The organism is Streptomyces sp. NBC_00078 (assembly GCF_026343335.1).
In the GTDB taxonomy this organism is placed as follows: Bacteria; Actinomycetota; Actinomycetes; order Streptomycetales; family Streptomycetaceae; genus Streptomyces.
In genome coordinates this window covers 373,341-395,204 of the sequence record NZ_JAPELX010000001.1, presented here as the reverse complement: position 1 = coordinate 395,204, position 21,864 = coordinate 373,341, and the positions used below count along the sequence as shown (strand labels likewise).

Genomic DNA, 21,864 nt, shown 5'->3' with positions numbered 1-21,864 from the left:
GGTGAGCCGCCCTGGTGGCGGACGCCCGAGCCCGGACGCTCCACGCGGCGTGTTCATGCGCCCGTCGGCCCCGTACACCGCCGTTTGGCCGGACGGCCTCCGGGGACCCGTTCCGCGGGCACTGACGAAGAAGGAAGATGAGACGCCGTGACGTCGCACACCAGTGAGAAGCTCATGATCCGTCGACCCGAGACCGGCTGGTCGAAGGCCAGGCGTCTGCGCGGCAAGGGCGTCGTGCGCACCTGCGTTCCGGCCGTTCTCGACCAGGAGGTCACCCGGACGGACCAGCAGGGTCCGGAGGGGAACATCGTGCGGGGCGAGGACTGAGCAGGCCCGCGACCCCACACGCGTGCTGCGCCGCCGGACCGGCGGCGCAGCGCCGTCGTGACGAAGCGGCCACACTGGTCGCAGCCCGTCCTCGGGGTCCGCGACGAAGGTGAAGCAGATGAAGGCTCTCGTGCTGTCCGGTGGCGCTGGTACACGACTGAGGCCGATCACGCACACGTCGGCCAAGCAGCTCGTGCCCGTGGCCAACAAGGCCGTGCTCTTCTACGGACTGGAATCCATCGCCGCCGCAGGCATCACGGAGGTCGGCGTCATCGTCGGAGACACCGCATCCGAGATCCAGGAAGCGGTCGGCGACGGATCCAAGTTCGGTCTGGAGATCACCTATATCCCCCAGGAGCGGCCCCTCGGGCTGGCTCACGCGGTGCTGATCGCGCGGGACTGGCTCGGCGAAGACGACTTCGTGATGTATCTGGGAGACAACTTCATCGTCGGCGGCATCAGCACCCTCGTGGACGAGTTCCGCGGCAACCGCCCCGACGCCCAGATCCTGCTCACCGAAGTGGCCGACCCCCGTGCCTTCGGCGTAGCCGAACTCGACTCCCTGGGCCAGGTCGTCGGCCTTGAGGAGAAGCCCGAACATCCCAAGAGCAACTTCGCCCTGGTGGGGGTCTACCTCTTCACGCCCCTCATCCACGAGGCGGTGCGCGCCATCCGGCCCTCCTGGCGTGGCGAACTCGAGATCACCCATGCCATCCAGCACCTGATCGACCGCCGCGCCGACGTGCGCTGCACCGTCATCAAGGGCTACTGGAAGGACACCGGGAACGTCGTCGACATGCTCGAAGTCAACCGGACCGTCCTGGAAGGCCTGGACCGCCGCATCGACGGTGAGGTCGACGAGGGCTCCGAGACCATCGGGCGGGTGGTCGTGGAGGAGGGCGCCCGGGTCGTCAACTCCCGCATCGTCGGACCCGTCGTGATCGGTGCCGGCACCGTTGTCCAGGAGTCCTACGTCGGCCCCTTCACCTCCGTCGCCGAGAACTGCCGGATCATCGACAGCGAACTGGAGTTCTCCATCGTGCTGCGCGACTCCTCGATCCTCGGAGTGGGCCGGATCGAGAGCTCCCTGATCGGCCGGCACGTCGAGGTCACCCCGGCACCCAGTGTGCCCAGCGCACACCGTCTGGTCCTCGGAGACCACAGCAAGGTGCAGATCCATACATGAACCTCCTCGTCACCGGCGCCGCCGGATTCATCGGCTCGTGTTACGTCCGCACCCTGCTCGCCGCCGACGGGCCACCGGCGCCGCGGATCACCGTGCTGGACAAGCTGACCTACGCCGGCAACCTCGACAACCTCGATCTCACCCACCCCGGCTGGAGTTCGTCCAGGGCGACATCCGCGACGCCGAACTGGTCGGCAAGCTGATGGCCTGGTGGGAGCCCCTGAAACGGCGGTCGGCGTGAGGTGGCTGGTCACGGGCGCAGGCGGCATGCTCGGCCGGGACACGGTCGACGAGCTGACCCGGCGCGGCGAGGACGTCACAGGGCTCGATCACGCGGCCCTGGACATCGCCCAACAGCAGGCGGTCGAGGGGGCGTTGGCCGACCACCGGCCTGATCTCGTCGTCAACTGCGCCGCGTACACGGACGTCGACGACGCCGAGACCGACGAGGAGCGGGCCCTGCGGATCAACGGCGACGGGCCCCGCCACCTCGCCCGCGCCTGCGCCGCGCACGACGCACGCCTGATCCACGTCTCCACCGACTACGTCTTCGCAGGCGATGCCACGACTCCGTACCCGGAAGACCATCCCACCGCCCCGCGCACCACCTACGGCCGCACCAAACTCGCCGGCGAGCGTGCCGTGGTCCAGGAACTCCCCACATCTGGCGCAATCGTGCGAACCGCTTGGCTCTACGGCGCCCACGGGCGTAGTTTCGTCCGCACGATGATCGACCTGGAGTCCTGTCGCGACACCCTCGGTGTCGTCGACCACCAACGTGGGCAGCCCACGTGGAGCGCGGATGTCGCCGCACGCCTCGCCGACCTGGGCCCGCACCTGGGTCGCGGCGCGAGCGGTGTCTTCCATGCGACCAGCTCCGGCGAGGCCGGCTGGTACGAGCTGGCCCGCGAGGTCTTCCGGGGCCTCGGCGCCGACCCGGACCGGGTGCGGCCCGCCGGCAGCGAGGCCTTCCCGAGGCCCGCTCCCCGCCCGGCGTACAGCGCCCTCGCCCACGGGCGCCGGCAGGAGCTCGGCCTGTCGCCGCCGCGCGACTGGCGCGCCGTCCTGCATGAAGCTTCCCCTGATCCGCAAGGAGTCCCTGCGTGAAACGCCATGAGTTCCTTAGGGAACTGCACAAGTCCAGCGCCAACCGCAACTACCTGGAGATCGGGGTCAACGACGGCCGCAGTCTCCAGCTGTCGCGCGTCCCCAGCGTCGCGGTCGACCCCGCGTTCAAGGTGGTCACGGAGATCCGCTGCGACGTCCACCTGGTGAAGGCCACCAGCGACGACTTCTTCGCCCGCGACAACCCCCTCGCGCACCTGCGCGGCGGCCGGCACCCCGTGCGCAATCTGCGCCGCGGCCGCCAGCCCTTCGGGTACTGGCGGCGCACCACGCTCGACCTGGCGTTCATCGACGGCATGCACCTGTTCGAGTACGCGCTGCGGGACTTCATCAACGTCGAGAAGCACTCCGACTGGTCCAGCGTGATCGTCCTCGACGACATGCTGCCGCGCAGTATCGACGAGGCGGCCCGCGACCGGCACACCACCGCCTGGACCGGCGACGTGTACAAGATCATCGAGATCCTGGGCCGCTACCGCCCCGACCTGGTGACCGTCCTCGTCGACACCCAGCCCACCGGCCAGCTGGTCGTCTTCGGCGCCGACCCCAAGAACACGGTGCTGAAGGACAAGTACGACGAGATCATGGCCGAGTTCGAGGTGCCCGACCCGCAGAAGGTGCCCGAGGCCGTCCTGGAGCGGGTCAAGGCGGTCAAGCCGGAGACCCTGGTGGGAGCCGACTTCTGGCGCCCGCTGGTCCGCGCCCGCAACCGCGGACTGAGCCGCTCCCGCGGCTGGAAGGCGCTGCAGTCGGCCCTGGAGCCGCTCGCCGTCGGTCGCTGACCCCGCCGCGCGGCCTCCCGCAGGCGGTGCAGGCCTCGCACGACGGAAGCAGCCCCGTCCGCTGAGCCTCGGCCGGCGACGGGGCCTGAGCGTCCTTCGGCGACAGCAGCGGGGGATGCCCTCCGGCCGGACGATGCCCAGGCCCGGGTCAAGGGGGTGTACACCGTGCTCGCGCTGGGGCGCGTTTCCGGTCGAGCACAGGTGCACCACCGTGGCGTCGTCGGTCAGCGCCGTGAAGGCGTGCCCGTGCCTCTCCGCGAGGAACGGCGCGTGCCGGCCGGCGTCGTCCAGGCGCACCGTCTCCCACTGGGCGAAGGTGTGACCTACGTGGCCTGCCCGGGCGGCACGTCGGAGAAGTGCACCCCGCGCAGGACGCCCCACCGGGAGACCGGGCAGTCGGCCTGCGCGAGCGAGAGGTCGTACCCGGTGGCCTGGCGGAACTCCTCGCCGCGGTACCACTCGTGGAAGCTGCACCCGTCGGAGGAGACCCTGGGTTCGAACACCCGTCCGCCCGTCACGCCGAGCGATCGCACGCCGTCACGCCTTTGGAGTCCTGGCGGACCGGGACGCCGTGCGCCGGCCGAGGACCGCGGCGAGCGAGCGCCGCGCCCTGCGGGCCACTCGTCGCAGAGCCGAGGGCCTGCGGGTCCGTACCACCTGGACCGAGGTGGTGTCCGCACGCAGGGCGAGCGGCAGCGGGAGGAAGCGTGGCTCGTCGGCCTTCGGAGCCGGGCACAGGGCGGTCCGCCAGGTCGCGTCCCTGAGGTCGGAGACGGACAGAGTGGCCTCCAGTACGGCCCCGTCACCGGCGGGGGAGAGGGTACCCGGCGCGTCGACCGACCTGTTTGCCGACGTGAGCCGGAGCAGTACCGCGGTGTCGGCCGGCACGTGCAGCGGCACAGGCGTACGCAGCCCGCCGCCCGCCGTGTCGACGGCCGCGGGGTCGAGGCGGTCGAGGCCCAGGCGTTTGCTCGCCCGGTCGACGTCCAAGGAGAGATTGCCGTGCTGGTCGGTCCAGTACGGCAGGACCACCCGCCCGCCCACGACGCCGCCCGACGTGGCGGCACGGGCCTTGCGCGGGCCGGGGCCGATGCGGGACTCCATGCTCCAACCGCCCAGCCTGACACGGGCGTACGTGTCCCACAGCCCGCCGCGCAGCGGTGTGCCGTCGACCGCGCCCGCCGGGTCGACCGTCGCCGTCGCCCGCAGCACCAGCCGCACGCGCCCGCTGTCCTCGACCGGCACGATCTCCCGGGTGACCTCGACCGGCTGGAAGTACTGTGCGGCGCTGGCGCGTTCGCGCACCAGCAGGTCCAGGGTGGCCTGAGAGAACCGGGCCACGGTGTCGGCCCCCACACAGGCGATCGCGGCCGCGATGTTCTCGGGCGGGCCGTCCAGCGAGGTCTGGACCCCGCCGCCGGGGAACGTCAGCGGCGAACCGTCCGCGGTGAACTCGGCGCTGAAGTCGATGCGCAGCGCCCCGTCCCGCCACTCGACGGTGCCGGGCCGGGCCGACAGGGTGAGCCCGACCTCCCACTCGGCGAAGGCCACGACGTCGTCGTACCGTTCGGCGGCGATCAGCGCGGCCACGACCTGCTGCGTCGGCAGCAGCCCGGCGACGACACCGGGGCCGAAGCGCTCGGCGACGACGCGGTGGATCTCCTCGAACTGCTTGCGCCGGTAGTCGTCCGGCTTGCTGAGGAGGCGCCGGCCGCGCATCCGCTCCACCATCTCGACGCGCAGCCATCGGCGGTAGAGGCTGTCGCGCACCGCGCCCGGCTCGGTGTACTGCTCGACGACGTCCAGCGCCTCCCGCAGGTTCTTGAAGTACCCGACGGGGTCGAAGCGTTGGAAGCCCGCGTTGGAGGAGTCGTCCCGGCGGACGTGGTAGTAGCAGACGTAGTCGCCGATCACGGAGACGTTGGCCGCGCGCAGATACGCCTCCGTCACGAAGACGTGGTCCTCCAGCCGCCGCCTGCCTTCGGGGAAGCGCAGGCCGATCTCGTCGAGGAAGGCCCTGCGGAACATCTTGTGCGGGGTGAGGCTGTCGATGAGCGGGGCGTCCGCCACGCTCGCTCGCGGCCGGTTGCGGCGGAACAGCTCCACCGGGACCGCGCGGCCCTGGCCGGCCATCTTGCCGACGACGACATCTGCGCCGTTGGCCACGCCGTACTCGTACATCCGCTCCAGGGCCTCGACGCCGAGGTGGTCGTCGTTGTCGACGAACATGACGTACTCGCCCTGGGAGGCGGCGATGCCGACGTTACGGGGCTTGCCCGACCAGCCGGAGTTCTCCTGGTGGAAGACCCGGACCCGGGGCTCTTCCGCGGCGAGCGCGTCGAGCCGGGCCGGGGCCTGGTCGGTGGAGCCGTCGTCGACGAAGATCACTTCGTATTCGTCGCGTGGCAGGGACTGCTTGAGCAACGAGGTGACGCAGTCCTCGATGTAGGGCCCCGGGTTGTAGACGGGGACGATGACGCTGACCTTGACCGGCATCGGGCTCCGAGCCCCCTCGGGTCGCTCGCCGTATGTGTGGGTGCGGTGGCCAGATGCTATCTCCGCAGGGAGCTTCGTCCCACTCCGGGCGGCCCTGCGGTGTCCCCGGCGGCCGGATCAGCCGTGCGTCTTGGCCAGCAGCTCCAGGATCTCGGCCGTGGTGCCCGGCTCCCCCAGACGCGGGAAGATCCGCTCGATGCTGTGGTCGTGTGCCTCGGAGCTCAAGTCGCTCATCGCGTCGGTGGCGAGGGTGACGTGGTAGCCGTGCTCGTGGGCGGCGCGAGCGGTGGACTCCACGCCGATGCTGGTGGCGATGCCCGTCAGCACGATCTGCGTGACACCGCGGCGGCGCAGCTGGAGGTCGAGGCCGGTGCCGTGGAAAGCACCCCAGTTGCGTTTGGTGACGGTGATGTCGCCGGGGCGGCCGGCCAGTTCGGGGACGACTACGTCCCAGCCCTCGGGCAGGCTGCCACCCCGGCCGGCGGCCTGGGTGCGGCCGGGGACGGCGTCGCTCCCGTCCGCGGCGAACGAGACCCTGACCAGCACCACGGGCAGGTCGCGGGCACGGAAGGCGTCGGCGAGTTCGGCCGTACGGGTGACGACCTCGGCGCCGGTGTACGGCTGGGTGGGCGCGCCGACGATGCCGGCCTGGAGGTCGATCACGACGAGGGCGGTGCGCGGATCGAGTGCGGTGACGGTCATGGGTCAGGCCCTTCCGGAGCGTGCGAGTGTGTTCGGTTTCGGTGAGTGGTCGAGGGGGTCGGTCGCCAGGAGCGGCGCGGACCCGGCAGGCATGCGCGGGGCCGGATCGTGGCCGGCCTGCCGCGCCCGTGCGGTGGGCGCAGAGCGCCGCGTCGGCGGCGGACGCGGGCGCCGTGACGAGGAACATGAAGGCGTGCGGCAGTCCGGCGGCAGAGGCGATACGAGCCGGCTCGGCTGCCGTCCCCACGGCACAAAGTTGCCGGCCTCGCGACGTGGCGACGCAGGAATGATTCGGTGTCACTGCTCCGTGAGCCGTTCCAGCAGGGCGAGGCCGTCGAGAACCGTGCGGCGTTCGTCCTCCGTGTACCGGTCCTGCAGGGCCCGGGCCAGCCATTCCTCGCGCGCCTGGCGGTCGCCCTCGACCCGTCGGCGGCCCGCGTCGGTCAGGGTGACGAGCCGGCGGCGGCCGTCGTCCGGGTCGGGGCTGCGCCGGATCATTCCCTGCCGGTCCAGTGCGGCGAGCGTGGTGGCCATCGACTGCGGCCGCACGCCCTCGGCCGTGGCCAGGGCGCTGGCCGTGGCAGCCCCGTGTTTGGCGACCAGGGTGAGCGCGGAGACCTGCGGCGGCGTGAGCTCGTCGTCCTCCGCGACCTCCCTGATACGGCGCCGCAGTCGGCTGAACACGACCCGCAGGTCGCGTGCCGCACGCGCGGCGGAATCGCTGATGCCCCCGGGAGGGTCGGTGACCGGTCCGTCCATACCCTCACCGTAGAATCGTAAGCTCAAACTGTCCAGTCCAGCCTGAACAGCTTTGTCTGTAGATCCTTCGCGTCCGCTCACACACGTCGTTGCCGGGTCTGCCCGTGTGGAGCGGGGCCGGCCGCAGGCCCTCGCCGACGCACCGGGCGGTCCGCTTCCTCCGCTGCACCGATGCGCTCTCTAGGCTGCCCCTGTGCGCCTTCTCCTCACGACCGACACCCACCTCCCCAAGCGCGCCAAGGAGCTGCCCGCCCCGCTTCTCGCCGAACTTCCGCGCGCCGACGTCGTGTTCCACGCCGGGGACTGGGTCGATACCGACACCTTCGACCTGCTGGTGGCCCGCTGTCGCCGACTCATCGGTGTGTACGGCAACAACGACGGGCCCGAGCTGCGTGCGCGGCTGCCCGAGGTGGCGTACGCCGACCTCGGTGGACTGCGCTTCGGGGTCGTGCACGAGACGGGCCCGGCACCGGGCCGGGAGACGCGCTGCGCCGCCCGGTTCCCGGACCTGGACGTGCTGGTCTTCGGCCACAGCCACATCCCGTGGGACACGACCGCCCCGGGCGGCCTGCGACTGCTGAACCCCGGTTCCCCGACCGACCGCCGCCGTCAGCCCCACTGCACGTACATGACCGCCACCGTGGCCGACGGCCTGCTCACGGACGTACAGCTGCACCGCCTGCCGGTGCGACGGCCACCGGTTTCGGGATAGGGGACGGGGCACCCGACAGTGGCGCCGCACAGCAGCACCTCCCACGGGGCGGCATTGTCAGACCCCACTGGTACCAAGGAACCATGACTGGAACACCGGCAACGCTCCTGCGGCGCGCGGTGAGCCCCGCACGGCACGAGGGCTCACCGCGCACCGTTCTGCTCGTCATGTGCACCGGGTACTTCCTGGTGCTGCTCGACGTCACCATCGTCAACGTCGCGCTGCCCGCCATCGGTTCGGGCCTGGACGCCGACGTCGGCGGCCTCCAGTGGGTGGTCGACGGCTATGCGCTGGCACTCGCCGCCCTCATGCTGACCAGCGGGACGGTCGGCGACCTGTACGGACACCGGCGGGTGGTGCTGTACGGACTCGTCGTCTTCGGCGTGGGCTCGCTGGCCTGCGGAGTCGCCCCGGACCTGCCCGTCCTGGTCGCCGCCAGGGTGCTCCAGGGCGTGGGCGCGGCCCTGCTGCTGCCGGGCACCCTGGCCGTCATCAGCCGCGCCTTCCCCGACAGAGCGGCACGCGCGCGGGCGATCGGCCTCTGGGCCGGTATCGGAAGTCTTGCCCTCCCGGCCGGCCCGCTGCTCGGCGGCGCACTCGTCGACGGCCTCGGCTGGCGGGCGATCTTCCTGCTGAACGTGCCGATCGTGCTGGTGGCCCTGGTGTGGGCCGCAGCGATCGTGCCGGAGAGCAGTCAGGCGCAGTCCCGGCGTCTGGACCTGCCCGGAGTGCTGCTCGGCAGCCTGGTGCTGCTGGCGACGACGTACGCCTTCATCGAGGGCGGACGCTCGGGCGCCGCCACATCGCAGGTGCTCACGGCCGTGATACTCGCCGTCCTGGCGGTGCCGGCACTGGTCGTGGCCGAACTGCGCCGCGGGGACGACGCGATGCTGCCCCCCACTCTGCTGCGGCGACCCGCTTTCGACGCGGCGAACGTGGTGGCCGGGATCATGAACATGGGCACGCTCGGCACACTGTTCGTGCTGATGCTGTTCCTGCAGTCGGTCCAGGACCGCTCGGCGCTGCTCGCGGGCGCGGCGGTGATCCCGCTGTTCGCGCCGCTCGTGGTCATCGCGCCGTTCGGCGGGCGCATCACCAGCCGGATCGGATCACGCCTCCCGGCCGCCGCGGGTCTGCTCGTCGCCGCGGCAGGGCTCGCGCTCCTGGTCCTGGCCGCGCCGCACTCCCCGTATCCGGTCATGCTGTCAGCGTTCCTGTTGTGGGGCACCGGCATGGGACTGCTGACCCCGGCCGTCGTCGCCGCGGCCATCGCGGCCGTCCCCGCCGAACGCGCAGGACTGGCCTCCGCGATGAACAACACCGCACGTCAGACCGGCGGTGCGATAGGTATCGCGGTGGCGGGAGCGATCGCCGGACAGCCCACCGACGCGAAGAGTCTCGTACGGGGCTTCCATGTCGTCGCGCTCGGAGCCGCGGGCCTGTACGCGACGGGCGCGGTGCTCGCGCTGCTCCTGTTGCCGGGCGCCCTGCGTCCAGGCGGCGGGAAGCGAAGGGAACAGCGGGCGTCAGTGTGAAAGGCGTGTCAGGGACCGGTCCGCGACATGCATGGCTCCATAGGATCCGGGCCGCTGCATGCACCTGATGTACGTCACTCTGGGACCGCTCCTGGAAGGGTGCGAGAGCAGCGGGGGCATTGGTTGAGCGTTAATCCGTTGCCTCGTGACCACCGGCCTGCTGCACTTCCCATGTCTTGTCACCGCACCGTCCGGGAGCAGCAATGCGCGCACCGTTCATGTCCCGCCAGAAAGGAAACGCCCCCTCTTCGAAGGACATGACGCTTCGTGCATGTGCTCAACCTCGGCATCCTTGCGCACGTCGACGCAGGTAAGACCAGCCTGACCGAACGGCTGCTGCACTCGGTCGGCGTGATCGACGAGATCGGCCGTGTCGACGACGGGAACACCCGGACCGACACCCTCGCGCTGGAGCGGCAGCGCGGCATCACCATCAAGTCCGCCGTCGTCTCGTTCCCGATCGACGACGTGACGGTCAACCTCATCGACACCCCCGGCCACCCGGACTTCATCGCGGAGGTGGAGCGGGTGCTCGGCGTACTCGACGGCGCCGTACTGGTCGTCTCGGCGGTCGAGGGCGTCCAGGCGCAGACGCGGGTCCTGATGCGGACCCTGCAGCGGCTGCGCATCCCGACTCTTCTGTTCGTCAACAAGATCGACCGCGGAGGCGCCCGCCCCGACGCTGTCCTGCGCGCGATCTCCGCGCGGCTCACCCCTGCGGTCGTGCCGATGGGGACGACCGCAGGGCCGGGTACGCCCGACGCCCGCTTCACGCCGGGCCTCGCGCCGACCGCCCCCGACGTCCTGGCGGACCATGACGACGATCTGCTGGCCGCCTGCGTGGAGGGTGGTGCCATGTCACACACCACTGTGCGTACGGCCCTGACCGCCCAGACCCGCCAGGCCCAGGTCCACCCCGTCTACTTCGGCTCGGCCATCACGGGCGCGGGCGTGGACGCACTGGTGACCGGCATCAAGGAACTCCTGCCGCCTGCGGACGGCGACCCCGGCGGACCGGTCTCGGGCACCGTCTTCAAGGTCGACCGCGGCCCGGCGGGGGAGAAGGTGGCGTACGCCCGGATGTTCTCCGGCACCCTGCGCACCCGCGACCGGGTCCCCTTCGGCGACGCCGGCCAGAAGGGCAGGGTCACCGCGATCGGCGTCTTCGACCACGGCGGCGATGTCCGGGCCGATGCGGTCCCCGCCGGCCGGATCGCCAGGCTGTGGGGCCTGACCGACATCAGGATCGGCGACGCGATCGGCGAACCCCGCAAGGCGTACGGGCGCTTCTTCGCCCCGCCGACGCTGGAGACGGTGGTGGTGCCGGGCCCGGGCGTGGACCGGGGGAAGCTCCATCTCGCGCTGACCCGGCTCGCCGAACAGGATCCGCTCATCGACCTGCGCCACGACGAGGTGCGTCAGGAGACCGCCGTCTCCCTGTACGGCGAGGTGCAGAAGGAGGTCGTCCAGGCCACGCTCGCCGAGGAGTTCGGGCTGGACGTCACCTTCCGGGAGACCACGACGATCTGCATCGAGCGGCTGTCCGGCTCCGGGGCGGCCGTCGAGTACAACAAGAAGGACCCGAACCCGTTCCTCGCCACCGTCGGCCTGCGCGTCGAGCCCGCGCCGACCGGCTCGGGCGTGGACTTCCGGCTGGAGGTGGAACTCGGCTCGATGCCGTACGCCTTCTTCAAGGCCGTCGAGGACACCGTCCGCGAAACCCTCGGCCAGGGTCTGCACGGCTGGCAGGTCACCGACTGCGTCGTCACCATGACCCACTCCGGCTACTCGCCCCGGCAGAGCCACGCCCACCAGGGCTTCGACAAGAGCATGTCGAGCACCGGCGCTGACTTCCGCGGGGTGACGCCGCTGGTCCTGGCCGAGGCGCTGCGCCGGGCGGGCGTGCGGGTGTACGAGCCGATGCACCGCTTCCGGATCGAGGCCCCGGCCGACACCCTCGGCGCCCTGCTCCCGGTGCTGGCCGCGCTGCGGGCCGTACCGCAGACGACAGGGACGCGGGGTGCCGACTGCCTGCTGGAGGGTGCCGTCCCGGCGGGCCGGGTGCACGAACTGGAGCAGCGGCTGCCCGGACTCACGCGCGGCGAAGGCGAGTTGGAGACCGCCTTCGACCACCACGCACCGATCACCTACGGAACGGTTCCCGAACGTCCCCGCACCGACCACAACCCCCTCAACCGCAAGGAGTACCTGTTGAACGTGACGCGTCGAGTGGGGAGTTGAGGCGGCAGAGAGAGGACGTGCCCAAGAAACCTGAAACTTACTCAAAAGTCAGAAGTATTGACGCTGTCCGGAATTCAACGGACTGTAGTGGACATGCCGAATATCCGGGCACGTCTGCTCGTTGTTCTGGTTGTCCTCTTCGGATCTTTGACGGTGGCGGGCGTGCCGTCCGCCACCGCCGCGACCCTTCCCGACTCTCTCTGGTTCGACGAAACGCCGCTCACCGTGCACAACGGCCACTTCGTCGACGGCCACGGCCGCGAGGTCGTGCTGCGCGGGTACAACGTCTCCGGCGAGACCAAGCTGGAGGAGAACAGCGGCCTGCCGTTCGCCTCGGTGGCCGACGCGAAGAAGTCCGCGACCGCGCTGCGCGCCCTCGGTGGCGGCAACTCGGTCCGCTTCCTGCTGTCCTGGGCCCACACCGAACCCACCCGCGGCGCGGTCGACACGACCTACCTCGCCGCCGCCACCGCCCAGATGCGGGCCTTCCTCGACGCCGGCATCCGCGTCTACCCCGACTTCCACCAGGACCTCTACTCCCGCCACCTCTTCAACTCCGGCAGCTGGTACACGGGCGACGGCGCACCCGAATGGGCGGTGAACCTTGGGGGTTACCCGCAGGAGTCCTGTGGCGTCTGCCTCTTCTGGGGTCAGAACATCACCCAGAACCAGGCCGTGACCAAGGCGCAGCACGACTTCTGGCACAACACCTACGGTCTGCAGGACTCCTTTCTCGACACCGCGCAGAAGGCCATGGCGTACGTCGGACAGCACCTCAGCGATGCGGAGTTCGCCGGCGTGGTGGGCTTCGACCCGTACAACGAGCCCCATGCGGGCAGCTACGACCCGGGCCAGACCAGCCGCACCTGGGAACAGAACCTGCTGTGGCCCTTCTACGTGAAGTTCCGGGCCCGGATGGACGCGGCGGGCTGGCAGGACAAGCCGGCCCTCGTCGAACCCAACCTCTTCTGGAACGCCAACATCGACTTCCAGAAGCAGCAGGGTGGTCTCCTGGACGCGGGCACGCTCGGTCCGCGGTATGTCTTCAACACGCACTTCTACGACCAGAAGGCCATCTCCGGCATCTTCATGTGGGGCAAGGCGGCCGACGGCCAGTACGCGACCGACTTCGGGATGATCCGGGACCGCGCCTCGGCTGCGGGAACGGCCGCCGTGGTCAGCGAGTTCGGCCACCCGCTGTCGGGAAATGCCGCGGACAAGGCGCCGACCGTGGTCAAGGCCATGTACCAGGCGCTCGACTCCCGTGTGCCGGGAGCGAGTTGGTGGTCGAATCCGGCGGGCTCGGGCCCCGTGCTGTCCGGTTCGCAGTGGCAGTGGGACCTCTACAGCGGGCGTCACCACGAGCTCATGAACGACAACCCCGGCAAGGTCCGCACATCCGGTGACGCCTGGAACGACGAGGACCTCTCGGCCGTGGGCCTCGACGACTCCGGCACGCCGACGCTGCGCCAGGACGGCCGGCTCCTCGACCGCGTGTACCCGAGCGCCACCGCCGGTTCGACGCTCGCCTTCACCTACGAGGACCGCTCACGAGACGGCTCGACGACCCTGACCTGGAACCCGGTGCCGAGCTCGCTGCCGAACGTGGCGACGCTGGTGGGATCGGGCCAGTACGGGCTGCTCGTATGGCGCTCGGGCAGCGGCTCGGCACCCACCGAACTGCACCTTCCGGCGTCCTTCCCGACCTCGTCGACCACGGTGGTCTCCGACCTGGGCACGGCGTTCGACCCGCCGGCGTACACGCCGTCGGCCCCGATCGCCGCGGCTCCCGAACCGGGCGGCACCGGCAGCCGCCGGCTCCTGCTCACCGACACGGACTCGGGCGCCCTGCACTACGCACTGGTGACCAACGGCGCCACCACACCCTCGGCAGGCCTGCTCACTGCGGCCAGGTCCGAACTGACGGCGTGGGCTGCCGCGCACTTCTGACGAGGTGCCCCGGGCGGGCCGGCCGTCCGGGGATCTTCTCCGTCACGTCCGCCCGGGAATCTCCCCCGGCACGTTCGCCCGGAGCCCGGAGCCCGGAGCCCGGAGCCCGGAGCCCGGAGCCCGGAGCCCGGCACGCCCGGAGCCCGGCACGCCCGGAGCCCAGGACCCGGGCCCCGGGCGTGGTTGCGTCCCGCGTCCCGCTTGCGGCCGTAGGCGTACGACGGAGCTGGCTGGCGCGGAGGCCGGAGAGGGCGTGTGGCCGATGGGAGCGTCCGCCTGCCACGGCCGCTGGTCCGGTGCCGCGGCGAGGTGGGCCGGCCCCTGGTTCCCGTGCCGCCCACCTCACGGCTCACGGGAGTCAGCTGCCGGAGGTGCCCGACCAGTTCGCCTCCACATGACCCAAGCGCACCCGCTGCGGATGGTCACCGACGGAGACGGACGTGACCTTCCGCCCGGTCGCGAAGTCGATCGCCGTGACCTGGTCGGCGCCGCTCTCGGAGATGACGCAGTCCTTGCCGTCGCCGCTGACCGTGGCCCAGTAGGGCTTCGAGGCGGACACCAGCGGACCCTCGTTGAGGGTGGCGCGGTCGACGACCGTCGCGTAGTCGTCCATGGTGCCCGCGACGCACAGCTTGGTGCCGTCCGGGCTCATCGAAATGCCGTGGTGGCGCGAGTCGTTGACCCAGGTGGTGCGGTCCTCGCTGGTCGCCGGGTTCTTCGGCAGCGTCTTCACCCGGGTGATCTTGTCGGTGGCGACGTCGTACTCCAGGAATCCGTTGAAGAAGGACACCTGGAAGTACAGCTTGGACTCGTCCGGCGAGAACACGGCCGGCCGTACCGCGTCCGAGAAGTCCTTCAGGCCGATCGCGTCGAGGCGGTCCCGCATGTCGATGACCTTGACCTGCTTGTAGGTCGTCGCGTCCACGACGGTGATGTGGCGGTCACCCTTGGTCCAGTCCCAACCCGGGGTGTCGAGTGACGTGTTGACGTCCCCGATGGCCATGTTCCAGATGTACTTGCCGTCCTTGGTGAAGATGTTCTCGTGCGGCTTGTCGCCCGTCGCGAACGAGCCCAGCTGCTTGCCGGTGTTGATGTCCAGCACGTGCACGGTGTTCGCGGTCGAGGCGGACACCGCCACCCGGGTGCCGTCGGGGGAGACCGCCATGTGGTCGGAACGGTAACCGGACACGGGGAAACGCCAGTTGATGCTGCCGGTGGCGAGGTCGATGGAGACGACGTCGGCGAAGCTCGGCCGGGAGACCACCACCGACCTGCCGTCGGGTGTGGAGTACATGTCGTCGGCGAACTGGTCGTGGCCCTCGCCGACGCCGTTGCGGATCGCCATGAAGTAGATCCACTTGATCGGATCGGCGTTGATGGCCGCCATCCGCTGGTCCTTGTCGGGGATGACGTTGATGCGGCCGACCTTCGCGAAGTCGCCACTGGACTTGATGACGTCGGCTGTGCCGTCCCAGTTGTTGCCGACGAACATCACCTCGCGCAGCGCGGCTGCGGAGGAGGAGTCGGTGGCGGCGGAGACGGCGGTCGCGGGCGCGGCGACGGTCAGGACGAGGGCGGCGGCTACGGAGCAAAGGTGCCTGGTTCTGAAGGCAGGCATGAGTGCTCTCTCCTCTGGATGGCTGAAGCGTGACGGGGGCATGCCAAACGGAACGGGCATGGCCAAATCTGAAAACAGGCGCCTTCAGATTCCTACTTACTGGAAAGTAAGGAAGAGGCGCCCTTCTCCACAAGACTGCGTGCACGACAAAATTGGCGGAGGGGGCGGACGAGGGAGGTTCAGTGGCGGGCAGGCTCAGGGCGCCGACGGGTCGGTACGCAGGCAAGACCGCCGCGGAACGGCAGGCCGAGCGGCACAGGAGGTTCCTGGACGCCGCGCTCGAACTGTTCGGCGGCGAACCCGGCTACCGGGCCACCACGGTCGCGGCGCTGAGCGAGGCCGCGGGACTGTCCACCCGGCAGTTCTACGAGGAGTTCCGCACCCTTGAGGACGTGCTGGCCGCCCTGCACCTCCAGGTCAACGACTGGGCCGAGGAGGCCGTCGTGACCGCGCTCGCCGAAGTACAGGGCCTGCCGCTCGCCCAGCGTGCCACCGGCATCTTTCGCTCCTACGCCGCCAACGTCACCGGCGACCCGCGCCGGATACGGATCACCTTCGTCGAGATCATCGGTGTGAGCCCGCGTCTGGAGGAGCAGCGCCTGGCCCGTCGCTCCCGCTGGGTGGACCTCATCTGTGCCGAGGCGGAAACGGCGGCCGCGCGGGGAGAAGCGGCCCCGCGCGACTACCGCCTCGCCGCGACAGCCTTCATCGGCAGCGTCAACGGCCTGCTCCATGACTGGAGCGCCGGGTGGGTCGACGCGACGCTGGACGAGGTGGTGGACGAACTGGTGCAGCAGCTGCTCGCGATTCTGCGTCCGCCGGGGTGGGCTGCGTCGGCGAACTGACGGGTGCGATGTGTCCCCCCGGCGCGTCGGGTGCGCCCGGGCGGCAGCCGCGGTGCGCTCGTCGCGGCCGGTGAGCGTGCGATCACCCGGGCTCTTGGGCGTCCGGTCCGTTCACGCGTCCGGTCCGTTCTCCGCGCCCGGACACCGCGCCGAGCCCGTTCACCGCGGCCAGCACCGGCGCCATTCCGTCCTCGTCCCGGATCCGCGTCCCCAGGTGCGCCGCGCGCCGCCCGAACGCCGGATCGCGGGTGGCCCGTTTCAGTGCCGCGGCCAGCGCGTCGGCGGTGAGGCGGCGCAGCGGCAGGGCGCGGGGGGCCACGCCCAGGCCGACCAGACGGGCGGACCAGAAGCCCTCGTCGAACTGGATCGGTACCGGCACAGCGGGTACGCCGGCACGCAGACCGGCCGCCGTCGTGCCCGCGCCCGCGTGGTGGACCACGGCGGCTATGCGGGGGAAGAGCACGGAGTGCGGCACCTCGTCGACGCTCAGCATGTCGTCGCCGACGGCCCCGAGGCCGGCCCAGCCCCGCTGGATCACGCCACGCAGCCCGGCTTGGCGCAGGGCGCGCACGATGGCGGTGCTGAGCCGCTCGGGGTCGGGCACGGTAGCGCTGCCCAGTCCGACGTAGACGGGAGGTGGTCCCGCGTCGAGGAAGTCCCGTAGAAGGGGCGGGAGTTGGGGAACCGTGTCGTACGGCCACCAGTATCCGGTCACGGTGAGACCCGGCCGCCAGTCTCCCGGCCGCGGTACCACCAGAGGGCTGAAGCCGTGCAGTACCGGCCGCTCCTGCCGTTCCCGGGCCCGCCAGGCCGCGGCGGCACTCACGCGGGGCAGCCCCAGTCGCTCCCGCACCGTGGGCAGCGCCCCGGCGAATACCTGCTCGACGGCCAGACCGACGCCGTGCCCGGCGATCCGGTTGCCCACGGCCCCCAGTGAGCGGACCCCCAGCATCGGAGGCCCGAACTCCCTTGTGGGGGCGAGTGGTTGGAGCGGCACGTCCAGGTACGGCAGCGACAGTCCCTCGGCGATGGTGTGCCCGAGCGGGCCGACTGAACCGGACAGCAGCAGGACGTCGCTCGACCGGGCGGCTGCCACGAGGTCGTCTGTCATCCGCCCGGCCAGCGTTCGCGCCATCGCCACCACCCGCACCAACTTCCCGACGCCGGTCCCGCTGCGGTGCAGACCACGCCCGCGCGAGGACTCCAGCTCGGCCCGCGGATCCACCGGCAGTGCATGGAAGCGGACCTTCGACCCCGCCACGAGCGGCTCGAAACGGGCGTGTGTGACCAGGGTGACCTCGTGTCCGGCACGGGAGAGCCCATGTCCGAGCCCGGTGTAGGGGGCGACATCGCCTCGGGAACCCGCCGTCATGATCGCTACGCGCACGACCGCCAGTATGGTGCCGCCGCACGCCGCTCAGCGAGAACACCGCGTCGGGACCGGCCATTTCAGGCCTGTCGTATCCGTTGACTTCCCTCTCTCCGGGGCTCTAGTTTCGGCGCGCGACACGTTCGGTTAATCGATCCATGTTCGACATGTCGAACATGGAGAGGAAGTGCTGCTCGAACGCGTCGCTGAATGGCTTCCCCCACCGGAGTCCCCTCGCAGAAGGAGCCGCATGTACCCCCCTCCGCGCTCGCCCCGAAGAGGTCTCGTGCACCGGTGCAGAGCCGCCGCCGTACGTCTTCTCGCCCTCGCCCTGACCGTGGCCGCCGCATTGCTGTTCGCGGCTCCGGGCCCGGCACAGGCGGCGACGACTCGTCAGATAGCCGTGCCCACCGCCCCCATGGGCTGGGCCTCCTGGAACAGCTTCGCTGCCAAGATCGACTACAACGTCATCAAGCAGCAGGTCGACGCGTTCGTCGCCGCGGGGCTGCCGGCGGCCGGCTACAAGTACATCAACATCGACGAGGGCTGGTGGCAGGGCACCCGCGACAGCGCCGGCAACATCACCGTCGACACCGGGGAGTGGCCCGGCGGCATGAGCGCCATCGCGGACTACATCCACAGCAAGGGCCTCAAGGCCGGCATCTACACCGACGCGGGCAAGAACGGCTGCGGCTACTACTACCCGACCGGCCGCCCCGCCGCCGCGAACACCGGCAGCGAAGGCCACTACGACCAGGACATGCTCCAGTTCTCCAAGTGGGGCTTCGACTTCGTCAAGGTCGACTGGTGCGGCGGAGACGTCGAGGGACTCGACGCGGCGACGGCGTACCAGTCGATCAGCGACGCGGTCGCCAAGGCGACGGCCACCACCGGCCGCCCGCTCACTCTCTCGATCTGCAACTGGGGCAAGCAGAACCCCTGGAACTGGGCGCCGGGCCAGGCCCCCATGTGGCGCACGAGCACGGACATCATCTACTACGGCAACTCGCCGTCGATGACGAACCTGCTGTCCAACTTCGACCAGACCCTGCACCCCACGGCCCAGCACACCGGCTACTACAACGACCCGGACATGCTCATGGTCGGCATGGACGGCTTCACCGCCGCCCAGAACCGCACCCACATGAACCTGTGGGCCATCTCCGGTGCCCCGCTCCTCGCCGGCAACAACCTCGCCACGATGTCCTCCGAGACCGCCTCGATCCTCAAGAACCCCGAGGTCGTCGCCGTCGACCAGGACCCGCGCGGACTCCAGGGCGTCAAGGTCGCCGAGGACACGAGCGGACTGCAGGTGTACGGCAAGGCGCTGGCCGGCACCGGCAACCGCGCCGTGGTCCTCCTCAACCGCACCTCCTCCGCGCAGAACATCACCGTCCGCTGGTCCGACCTGGGCCTGACCGACGCGTCCGCGACGGTGCGTGATCTGTGGGCGCGCACCAACGTCGGTACCCACGGCACGAGTTACACGACCAGTGTTCCGGCGGGCGGCTCGGTCATGCTGACGGTCACCGGGGGGACCGAGGCGTCGAGCAGCACCTACACCGGCACGTCGAGCTTCAGCGGGGTCGCCGCCGGGAGCACCGGGGTCAAGATCGTCGACGTCTCGTACACGAACAACACCTCCAGTGCCCGCACCGGCACCCTCAAGGTCAACGGCCAGGGCTCCACCGCGGTCTCCTTCCCGCCGACCGGAGCCGGCCCGGGCACGATCTCCGTCCAGGTGGGCCTGTCCAAGGGCGCCACCAACTCGCTCACCTTCTCGGGCGCCCCGACCCTCGACTCGATCACCGTCAGACCCCAGCCCGGTACCGACGGCACCCAGGTCGTCGGCAAGCAGTCCGGACACTGCCTCGACATCTACGACCACACGATCACCAACGGCACCCAGGCCGAGCTGTGGGACTGCAACGGCGGCCAGAACCAGGCCTGGACGTACACCTCCCGCAAGGAACTCGTGGTGTACGGCAACAAGTGCCTGGACGCCTACGACAACGGCACGACCAACGGCACCAAGGCCGTCATCTGGGACTGCAACGGCCAGAACAACCAGAAGTGGAACGTGAACAGCGACGGCACGATCACCAACGTCAACGCGGGCCTGTGCCTGGACGCCTACAACAACGGCACCGCCAACGGCACTTTCATGGTGCTGTGGACGTGCGGTACGGGCGACAACCAGAAGTGGACGCTCAACTAGCCCCGGCCCAGGCGCAGGAGAGCAGCACGACACCCGCGGCCATGACCGCGGCGCACGCCAGCAGCCAGCCGGCCAGCAGACGGCGCCGCAGGCCGCGGTACGTCTCCTCGTACTCGCCCCGCAACTGACCGGCACGCTCCGCGGTGCGCTGCCAGGAGGTGCGGGCGAGTGCGAGGTACTCGGCCTCGAACCGGCGCTCCACGTCCTCGCGTTGGGCGTCGGTCAGCCAGTGGAGGCGGGCACTGAAGCGCACGGCGGCCGTACGGCCCTCCTCCTGGGCGGCGGACAGGAGCAGGTGTCCCTCGATCTCGTTGAGGAGCACCTGGGTGTCCTTGCTGCTCACGATGCGGTCAACTCCCTTGCCGGGGACGGGGACTGGGCGTGGTGCAGGTCGAACGCGGGGGACTCGCTGCGGATGCGGGGAAGGGCGACGAAGTTGTGGCGCGGAGGCGGGCAGGAGGTGGCCCACTCCAGTGAACGGCCGTAGCCCCACGGGTCGTCGACGCCGACCGGCTTGCCGTACTTCGCCGTCTTCCACACGTTGTAGAAGAACGGGAGCATCGACGAGCCCAGCAGGAACGAGGAGATCGTCGAGATCGTGTTGAGCGTCGCGAACCCCTCCACCGCCAGATAGTCGGGGATCCGGCGCTGCATGCCCTCGGCGCCCAGCCAGTGCTGGACCAGGAAGGTGCCGTGGAAGCCGATGAACAGCGTCCAGAACGTGATCTTGCCGAGCCGCTCGTCGAGCATCTTGCCGGTCATCTTCGGCCACCAGAAGTGGAAGCCGGAGAACATCGCGAAGACGACGGTGCCGAACACCACGTAGTGGAAGTGCGCCACCACGAAGTAGCTGTCCGAGACATGGAAGTCGATGGGCGGCGAAGCGAGCATCACACCGGTGAGGCCGCCGAAGGTGAAGGTGACCAGGAAGCCGGTGGCCCAGAGCATGGGGGTCTCGAAACTCAGTGACCCCTTCCACATCGTTCCGATCCAGTTGAAGAACTTCACGCCGGTCGGTACGGCGATGAGGAACGTCATGAAGGAGAAGAACGGCAGCAGCACACCGCCGGTGACGTACATGTGGTGGGCCCACACCGTCACGGACAGGCCGGCGATCGCGATGGTCGCGCCGATCAGGCCCATGTAGCCGAACATCGGCTTGCGGGAGAAGACCGGGATGACCTCGGAGATGATGCCGAAGAACGGCAGCGCGATGATGTACACCTCTGGATGGCCGAAGAACCAGAAGAGGTGTTGCCACAGCAGGGCGCCGCCGTTGGCCGCGTCGAAGACATGTGCCCCGAACTTCCGATCCGCCTCCAGCGCGAACAGCGCGGCGGCCAGGACGGGGAAGGCGAGCAGTACCAGCACCGCGGTCAGCAGCACGTTCCACACGAAGATCGGCATGCGGAACATGGTCATGCCGGGCGCGCGCATGCAGATGATGGTGGTGATGAAGTTGACCGCACCGAGGATCGTGCCGAAGCCGGAGAAGGCCAGGCCCATGATCCACAGGTCGGCGCCGATGCCCGGCGAGCGCACCGCGTCGGAGAGCGGGGAGTAGGCGAACCAGCCGAAGTCGGCCGCACCGGACGGGGTGAGGAAGCCGCCGACCGCGATGGTCGAGCCGAACAGGTACAGCCAGTAGGCGAACATGTTCAGCCGCGGGAACGCCACGTCCGGGGCGCCGATCTGCAGCGGCATGATCCAGTTGGTGAAGCCGGCGAACAGCGGCGTCGCGAACATCAGCAGCATGATCGTGCCGTGCATCGTGAACGCCTGGTTGAACTGCTCGTTCGTCATGATCTGCAGACCGGGCCGGGCGAGCTCGGCGCGCATCAGCAGCGCCATGACGCCGCCGATCATGAAGAACGCGAACGACGTGACGAGGTAGAGCGTCCCGATCGTCTTGTGGTCAGTGGTCGTCAACCACTTGAGGTGCCTCATACCCCGCCTGTGTCCGGGCCCGGCACTGTGGTCACACTCGGATGACGCGACG

The 21,864-nt window shown here is 70.0% G+C and carries 17 protein-coding genes and 2 pseudogenes; 11 read left to right on the top strand and 8 right to left on the bottom strand.

Features of this window, described 5'->3' with window-relative positions:
* Positions 1–147: 147 nt before the first annotated feature.
* The 5 genes and pseudogenes from OOK07_RS01830 to OOK07_RS01810 all read left to right on the top strand — a co-directional run bounded on the left by OOK07_RS01830 (position 148) and on the right by OOK07_RS01810 (position 3,420).
* Positions 148–327, top strand: a complete 180-nt coding sequence (locus OOK07_RS01830) for a hypothetical protein (RefSeq protein WP_266676207.1) — start codon at positions 148–150, stop codon at positions 325–327.
* 118 nt (positions 328–445) lie between these two features.
* Positions 446–1,513, top strand: a complete 1,068-nt coding sequence (locus OOK07_RS01825; RefSeq protein ID WP_266676205.1) for a glucose-1-phosphate thymidylyltransferase — start codon at positions 446–448, stop codon at positions 1,511–1,513.
* A pseudogene (locus OOK07_RS01820) lies at positions 1,510–1,721 on the top strand (GDP-mannose 4,6-dehydratase); the annotation flags it as partial. The gene OOK07_RS01825 and the pseudogene OOK07_RS01820, both read left to right, overlap by 4 nt.
* A 2-nt stretch (positions 1,722–1,723) precedes the next feature.
* Positions 1,724–2,620 (top strand): dTDP-4-dehydrorhamnose reductase, encoded by an 897-nt coding sequence (gene rfbD / locus OOK07_RS01815; protein WP_266794755.1) that lies wholly within the window; start codon positions 1,724–1,726, stop codon positions 2,618–2,620.
* Positions 2,617–3,420, top strand: a complete 804-nt coding sequence (locus tag OOK07_RS01810) for a class I SAM-dependent methyltransferase (RefSeq protein ID WP_266676201.1) — start codon at positions 2,617–2,619, stop codon at positions 3,418–3,420. The genes rfbD and OOK07_RS01810 overlap by 4 nt, the downstream gene beginning before the upstream one ends.
* Before the next feature lie 22 nt (positions 3,421–3,442).
* Here OOK07_RS01810 and OOK07_RS01805 read toward each other — a convergent pair.
* The 4 genes and pseudogenes from OOK07_RS01805 to OOK07_RS01790 all read right to left on the bottom strand — a co-directional run.
* Positions 3,443–3,953: pseudogene (locus OOK07_RS01805) on the bottom strand (dTDP-4-dehydrorhamnose 3,5-epimerase family protein); the annotation flags it as partial.
* Between the two features lie 4 nt (positions 3,954–3,957).
* Positions 3,958–5,916: a glycosyltransferase family 2 protein gene (locus tag OOK07_RS01800; protein ID WP_266794754.1), complete on the bottom strand. Its 1,959-nt coding sequence runs from the start codon at positions 5,914–5,916 to the stop codon at positions 3,958–3,960.
* Between the two features lie 117 nt (positions 5,917–6,033).
* Positions 6,034–6,618, bottom strand: coding sequence for a hydrolase (locus OOK07_RS01795; RefSeq protein ID WP_266794753.1), 585 nt, complete (start codon positions 6,616–6,618; stop codon positions 6,034–6,036).
* Positions 6,619–6,915: 297 nt separating this feature from the next.
* Entirely contained in the window at positions 6,916–7,377 is a 462-nt protein-coding gene (locus tag OOK07_RS01790; RefSeq protein ID WP_266794752.1) for a MarR family winged helix-turn-helix transcriptional regulator, read from the bottom strand.
* Between the two features lie 193 nt (positions 7,378–7,570).
* Between OOK07_RS01790 and OOK07_RS01785 the strand changes: the two genes are divergently transcribed.
* From OOK07_RS01785 to OOK07_RS01770, 4 genes are all read left to right on the top strand, one after another.
* On the top strand, positions 7,571–8,089 hold the full coding sequence (locus OOK07_RS01785) for a metallophosphoesterase family protein (protein ID WP_266794751.1): 519 nt from the start codon (positions 7,571–7,573) through the stop codon (positions 8,087–8,089).
* A gap of 83 nt (positions 8,090–8,172) precedes the next feature.
* Positions 8,173–9,624: an MFS transporter gene (locus OOK07_RS01780; RefSeq protein ID WP_266794750.1), complete on the top strand. Its 1,452-nt coding sequence runs from the start codon at positions 8,173–8,175 to the stop codon at positions 9,622–9,624.
* 267 nt (positions 9,625–9,891) lie between these two features.
* Positions 9,892–11,865: an elongation factor G gene (locus OOK07_RS01775; protein ID WP_266794749.1), complete on the top strand. Its 1,974-nt coding sequence runs from the start codon at positions 9,892–9,894 to the stop codon at positions 11,863–11,865.
* Between the two features lie 93 nt (positions 11,866–11,958).
* Positions 11,959–13,815 carry a glycoside hydrolase family 5 protein gene (locus tag OOK07_RS01770; protein ID WP_266794748.1) on the top strand — a complete coding sequence of 619 codons (1,857 nt, stop codon included), beginning with the start codon at positions 11,959–11,961 and terminating at the stop codon, positions 13,813–13,815.
* A gap of 358 nt (positions 13,816–14,173) precedes the next feature.
* On the opposite strand, the gene OOK07_RS01765 is transcribed toward OOK07_RS01770, so the two are convergent.
* Positions 14,174–15,433 carry a YncE family protein gene (locus tag OOK07_RS01765; protein WP_266676185.1) on the bottom strand — a complete coding sequence of 420 codons (1,260 nt, stop codon included), beginning with the start codon at positions 15,431–15,433 and terminating at the stop codon, positions 14,174–14,176.
* Positions 15,434–15,615: 182 nt separating this feature from the next.
* On the opposite strand from OOK07_RS01765, the gene OOK07_RS01760 reads away from it, so the two are divergent.
* The gene (locus tag OOK07_RS01760; RefSeq protein ID WP_266794747.1) at positions 15,616–16,278 is read left to right on the top strand and encodes a TetR/AcrR family transcriptional regulator; all 663 of its coding nucleotides are present in this window, start codon (positions 15,616–15,618) and stop codon (positions 16,276–16,278) included.
* Between the two features lie 82 nt (positions 16,279–16,360).
* On the opposite strand, the gene OOK07_RS01755 is transcribed toward OOK07_RS01760, so the two are convergent.
* Entirely contained in the window at positions 16,361–17,650 is a 1,290-nt protein-coding gene (locus tag OOK07_RS01755; RefSeq protein ID WP_266801870.1) for a glycosyltransferase, read from the bottom strand.
* 247 nt (positions 17,651–17,897) lie between these two features.
* Between OOK07_RS01755 and OOK07_RS01750 the strand changes: the two genes are divergently transcribed.
* Positions 17,898–19,865, top strand: coding sequence for an RICIN domain-containing protein (locus OOK07_RS01750; protein WP_266794746.1), 1,968 nt, complete (start codon positions 17,898–17,900; stop codon positions 19,863–19,865).
* On the opposite strand, the gene OOK07_RS01745 is transcribed toward OOK07_RS01750, so the two are convergent.
* Both OOK07_RS01745 and ctaD read right to left on the bottom strand, forming a co-directional pair.
* Positions 19,858–20,208 carry a hypothetical protein gene (locus OOK07_RS01745; RefSeq protein WP_266676179.1) on the bottom strand — a complete coding sequence of 117 codons (351 nt, stop codon included), beginning with the start codon at positions 20,206–20,208 and terminating at the stop codon, positions 19,858–19,860. The genes OOK07_RS01750 and OOK07_RS01745 overlap by 8 nt on opposite strands.
* The gene (ctaD, locus tag OOK07_RS01740) at positions 20,205–21,812 is read right to left on the bottom strand and encodes an aa3-type cytochrome oxidase subunit I (RefSeq protein ID WP_266794745.1); all 1,608 of its coding nucleotides are present in this window, start codon (positions 21,810–21,812) and stop codon (positions 20,205–20,207) included. The genes OOK07_RS01745 and ctaD overlap by 4 nt, the downstream gene beginning before the upstream one ends.
* Positions 21,813–21,864 lie beyond the last annotated feature (52 nt).

Coding starts and splice junctions, on each gene's coding strand:
- OOK07_RS01765 (WP_266676185.1), bottom strand. CDS start 15,433: ATGCCTGCCTTCAGAACCAGGCACCTTTGCTCCGTAGCCGCCGCCCTC.
- OOK07_RS01795 (WP_266794753.1), bottom strand. CDS start 6,618: ATGACCGTCACCGCACTCGATCCGCGCACCGCCCTCGTCGTGATCGAC.
- OOK07_RS01780 (WP_266794750.1), top strand. CDS start 8,173: ATGACTGGAACACCGGCAACGCTCCTGCGGCGCGCGGTGAGCCCCGCA.
- OOK07_RS01755 (WP_266801870.1), bottom strand. CDS start 17,650: ATGACGGCGGGTTCCCGAGGCGATGTCGCCCCCTACACCGGGCTCGGA.
- ctaD (WP_266794745.1), bottom strand. CDS start 21,812: ATGAGGCACCTCAAGTGGTTGACGACCACTGACCACAAGACGATCGGG.
- OOK07_RS01800 (WP_266794754.1), bottom strand. CDS start 5,916: ATGCCGGTCAAGGTCAGCGTCATCGTCCCCGTCTACAACCCGGGGCCC.
- OOK07_RS01790 (WP_266794752.1), bottom strand. CDS start 7,377: ATGGACGGACCGGTCACCGACCCTCCCGGGGGCATCAGCGATTCCGCC.
- OOK07_RS01770 (WP_266794748.1), top strand. CDS start 11,959: ATGCCGAATATCCGGGCACGTCTGCTCGTTGTTCTGGTTGTCCTCTTC.
- OOK07_RS01750 (WP_266794746.1), top strand. CDS start 17,898: ATGTACCCCCCTCCGCGCTCGCCCCGAAGAGGTCTCGTGCACCGGTGC.
- OOK07_RS01825 (WP_266676205.1), top strand. CDS start 446: ATGAAGGCTCTCGTGCTGTCCGGTGGCGCTGGTACACGACTGAGGCCG.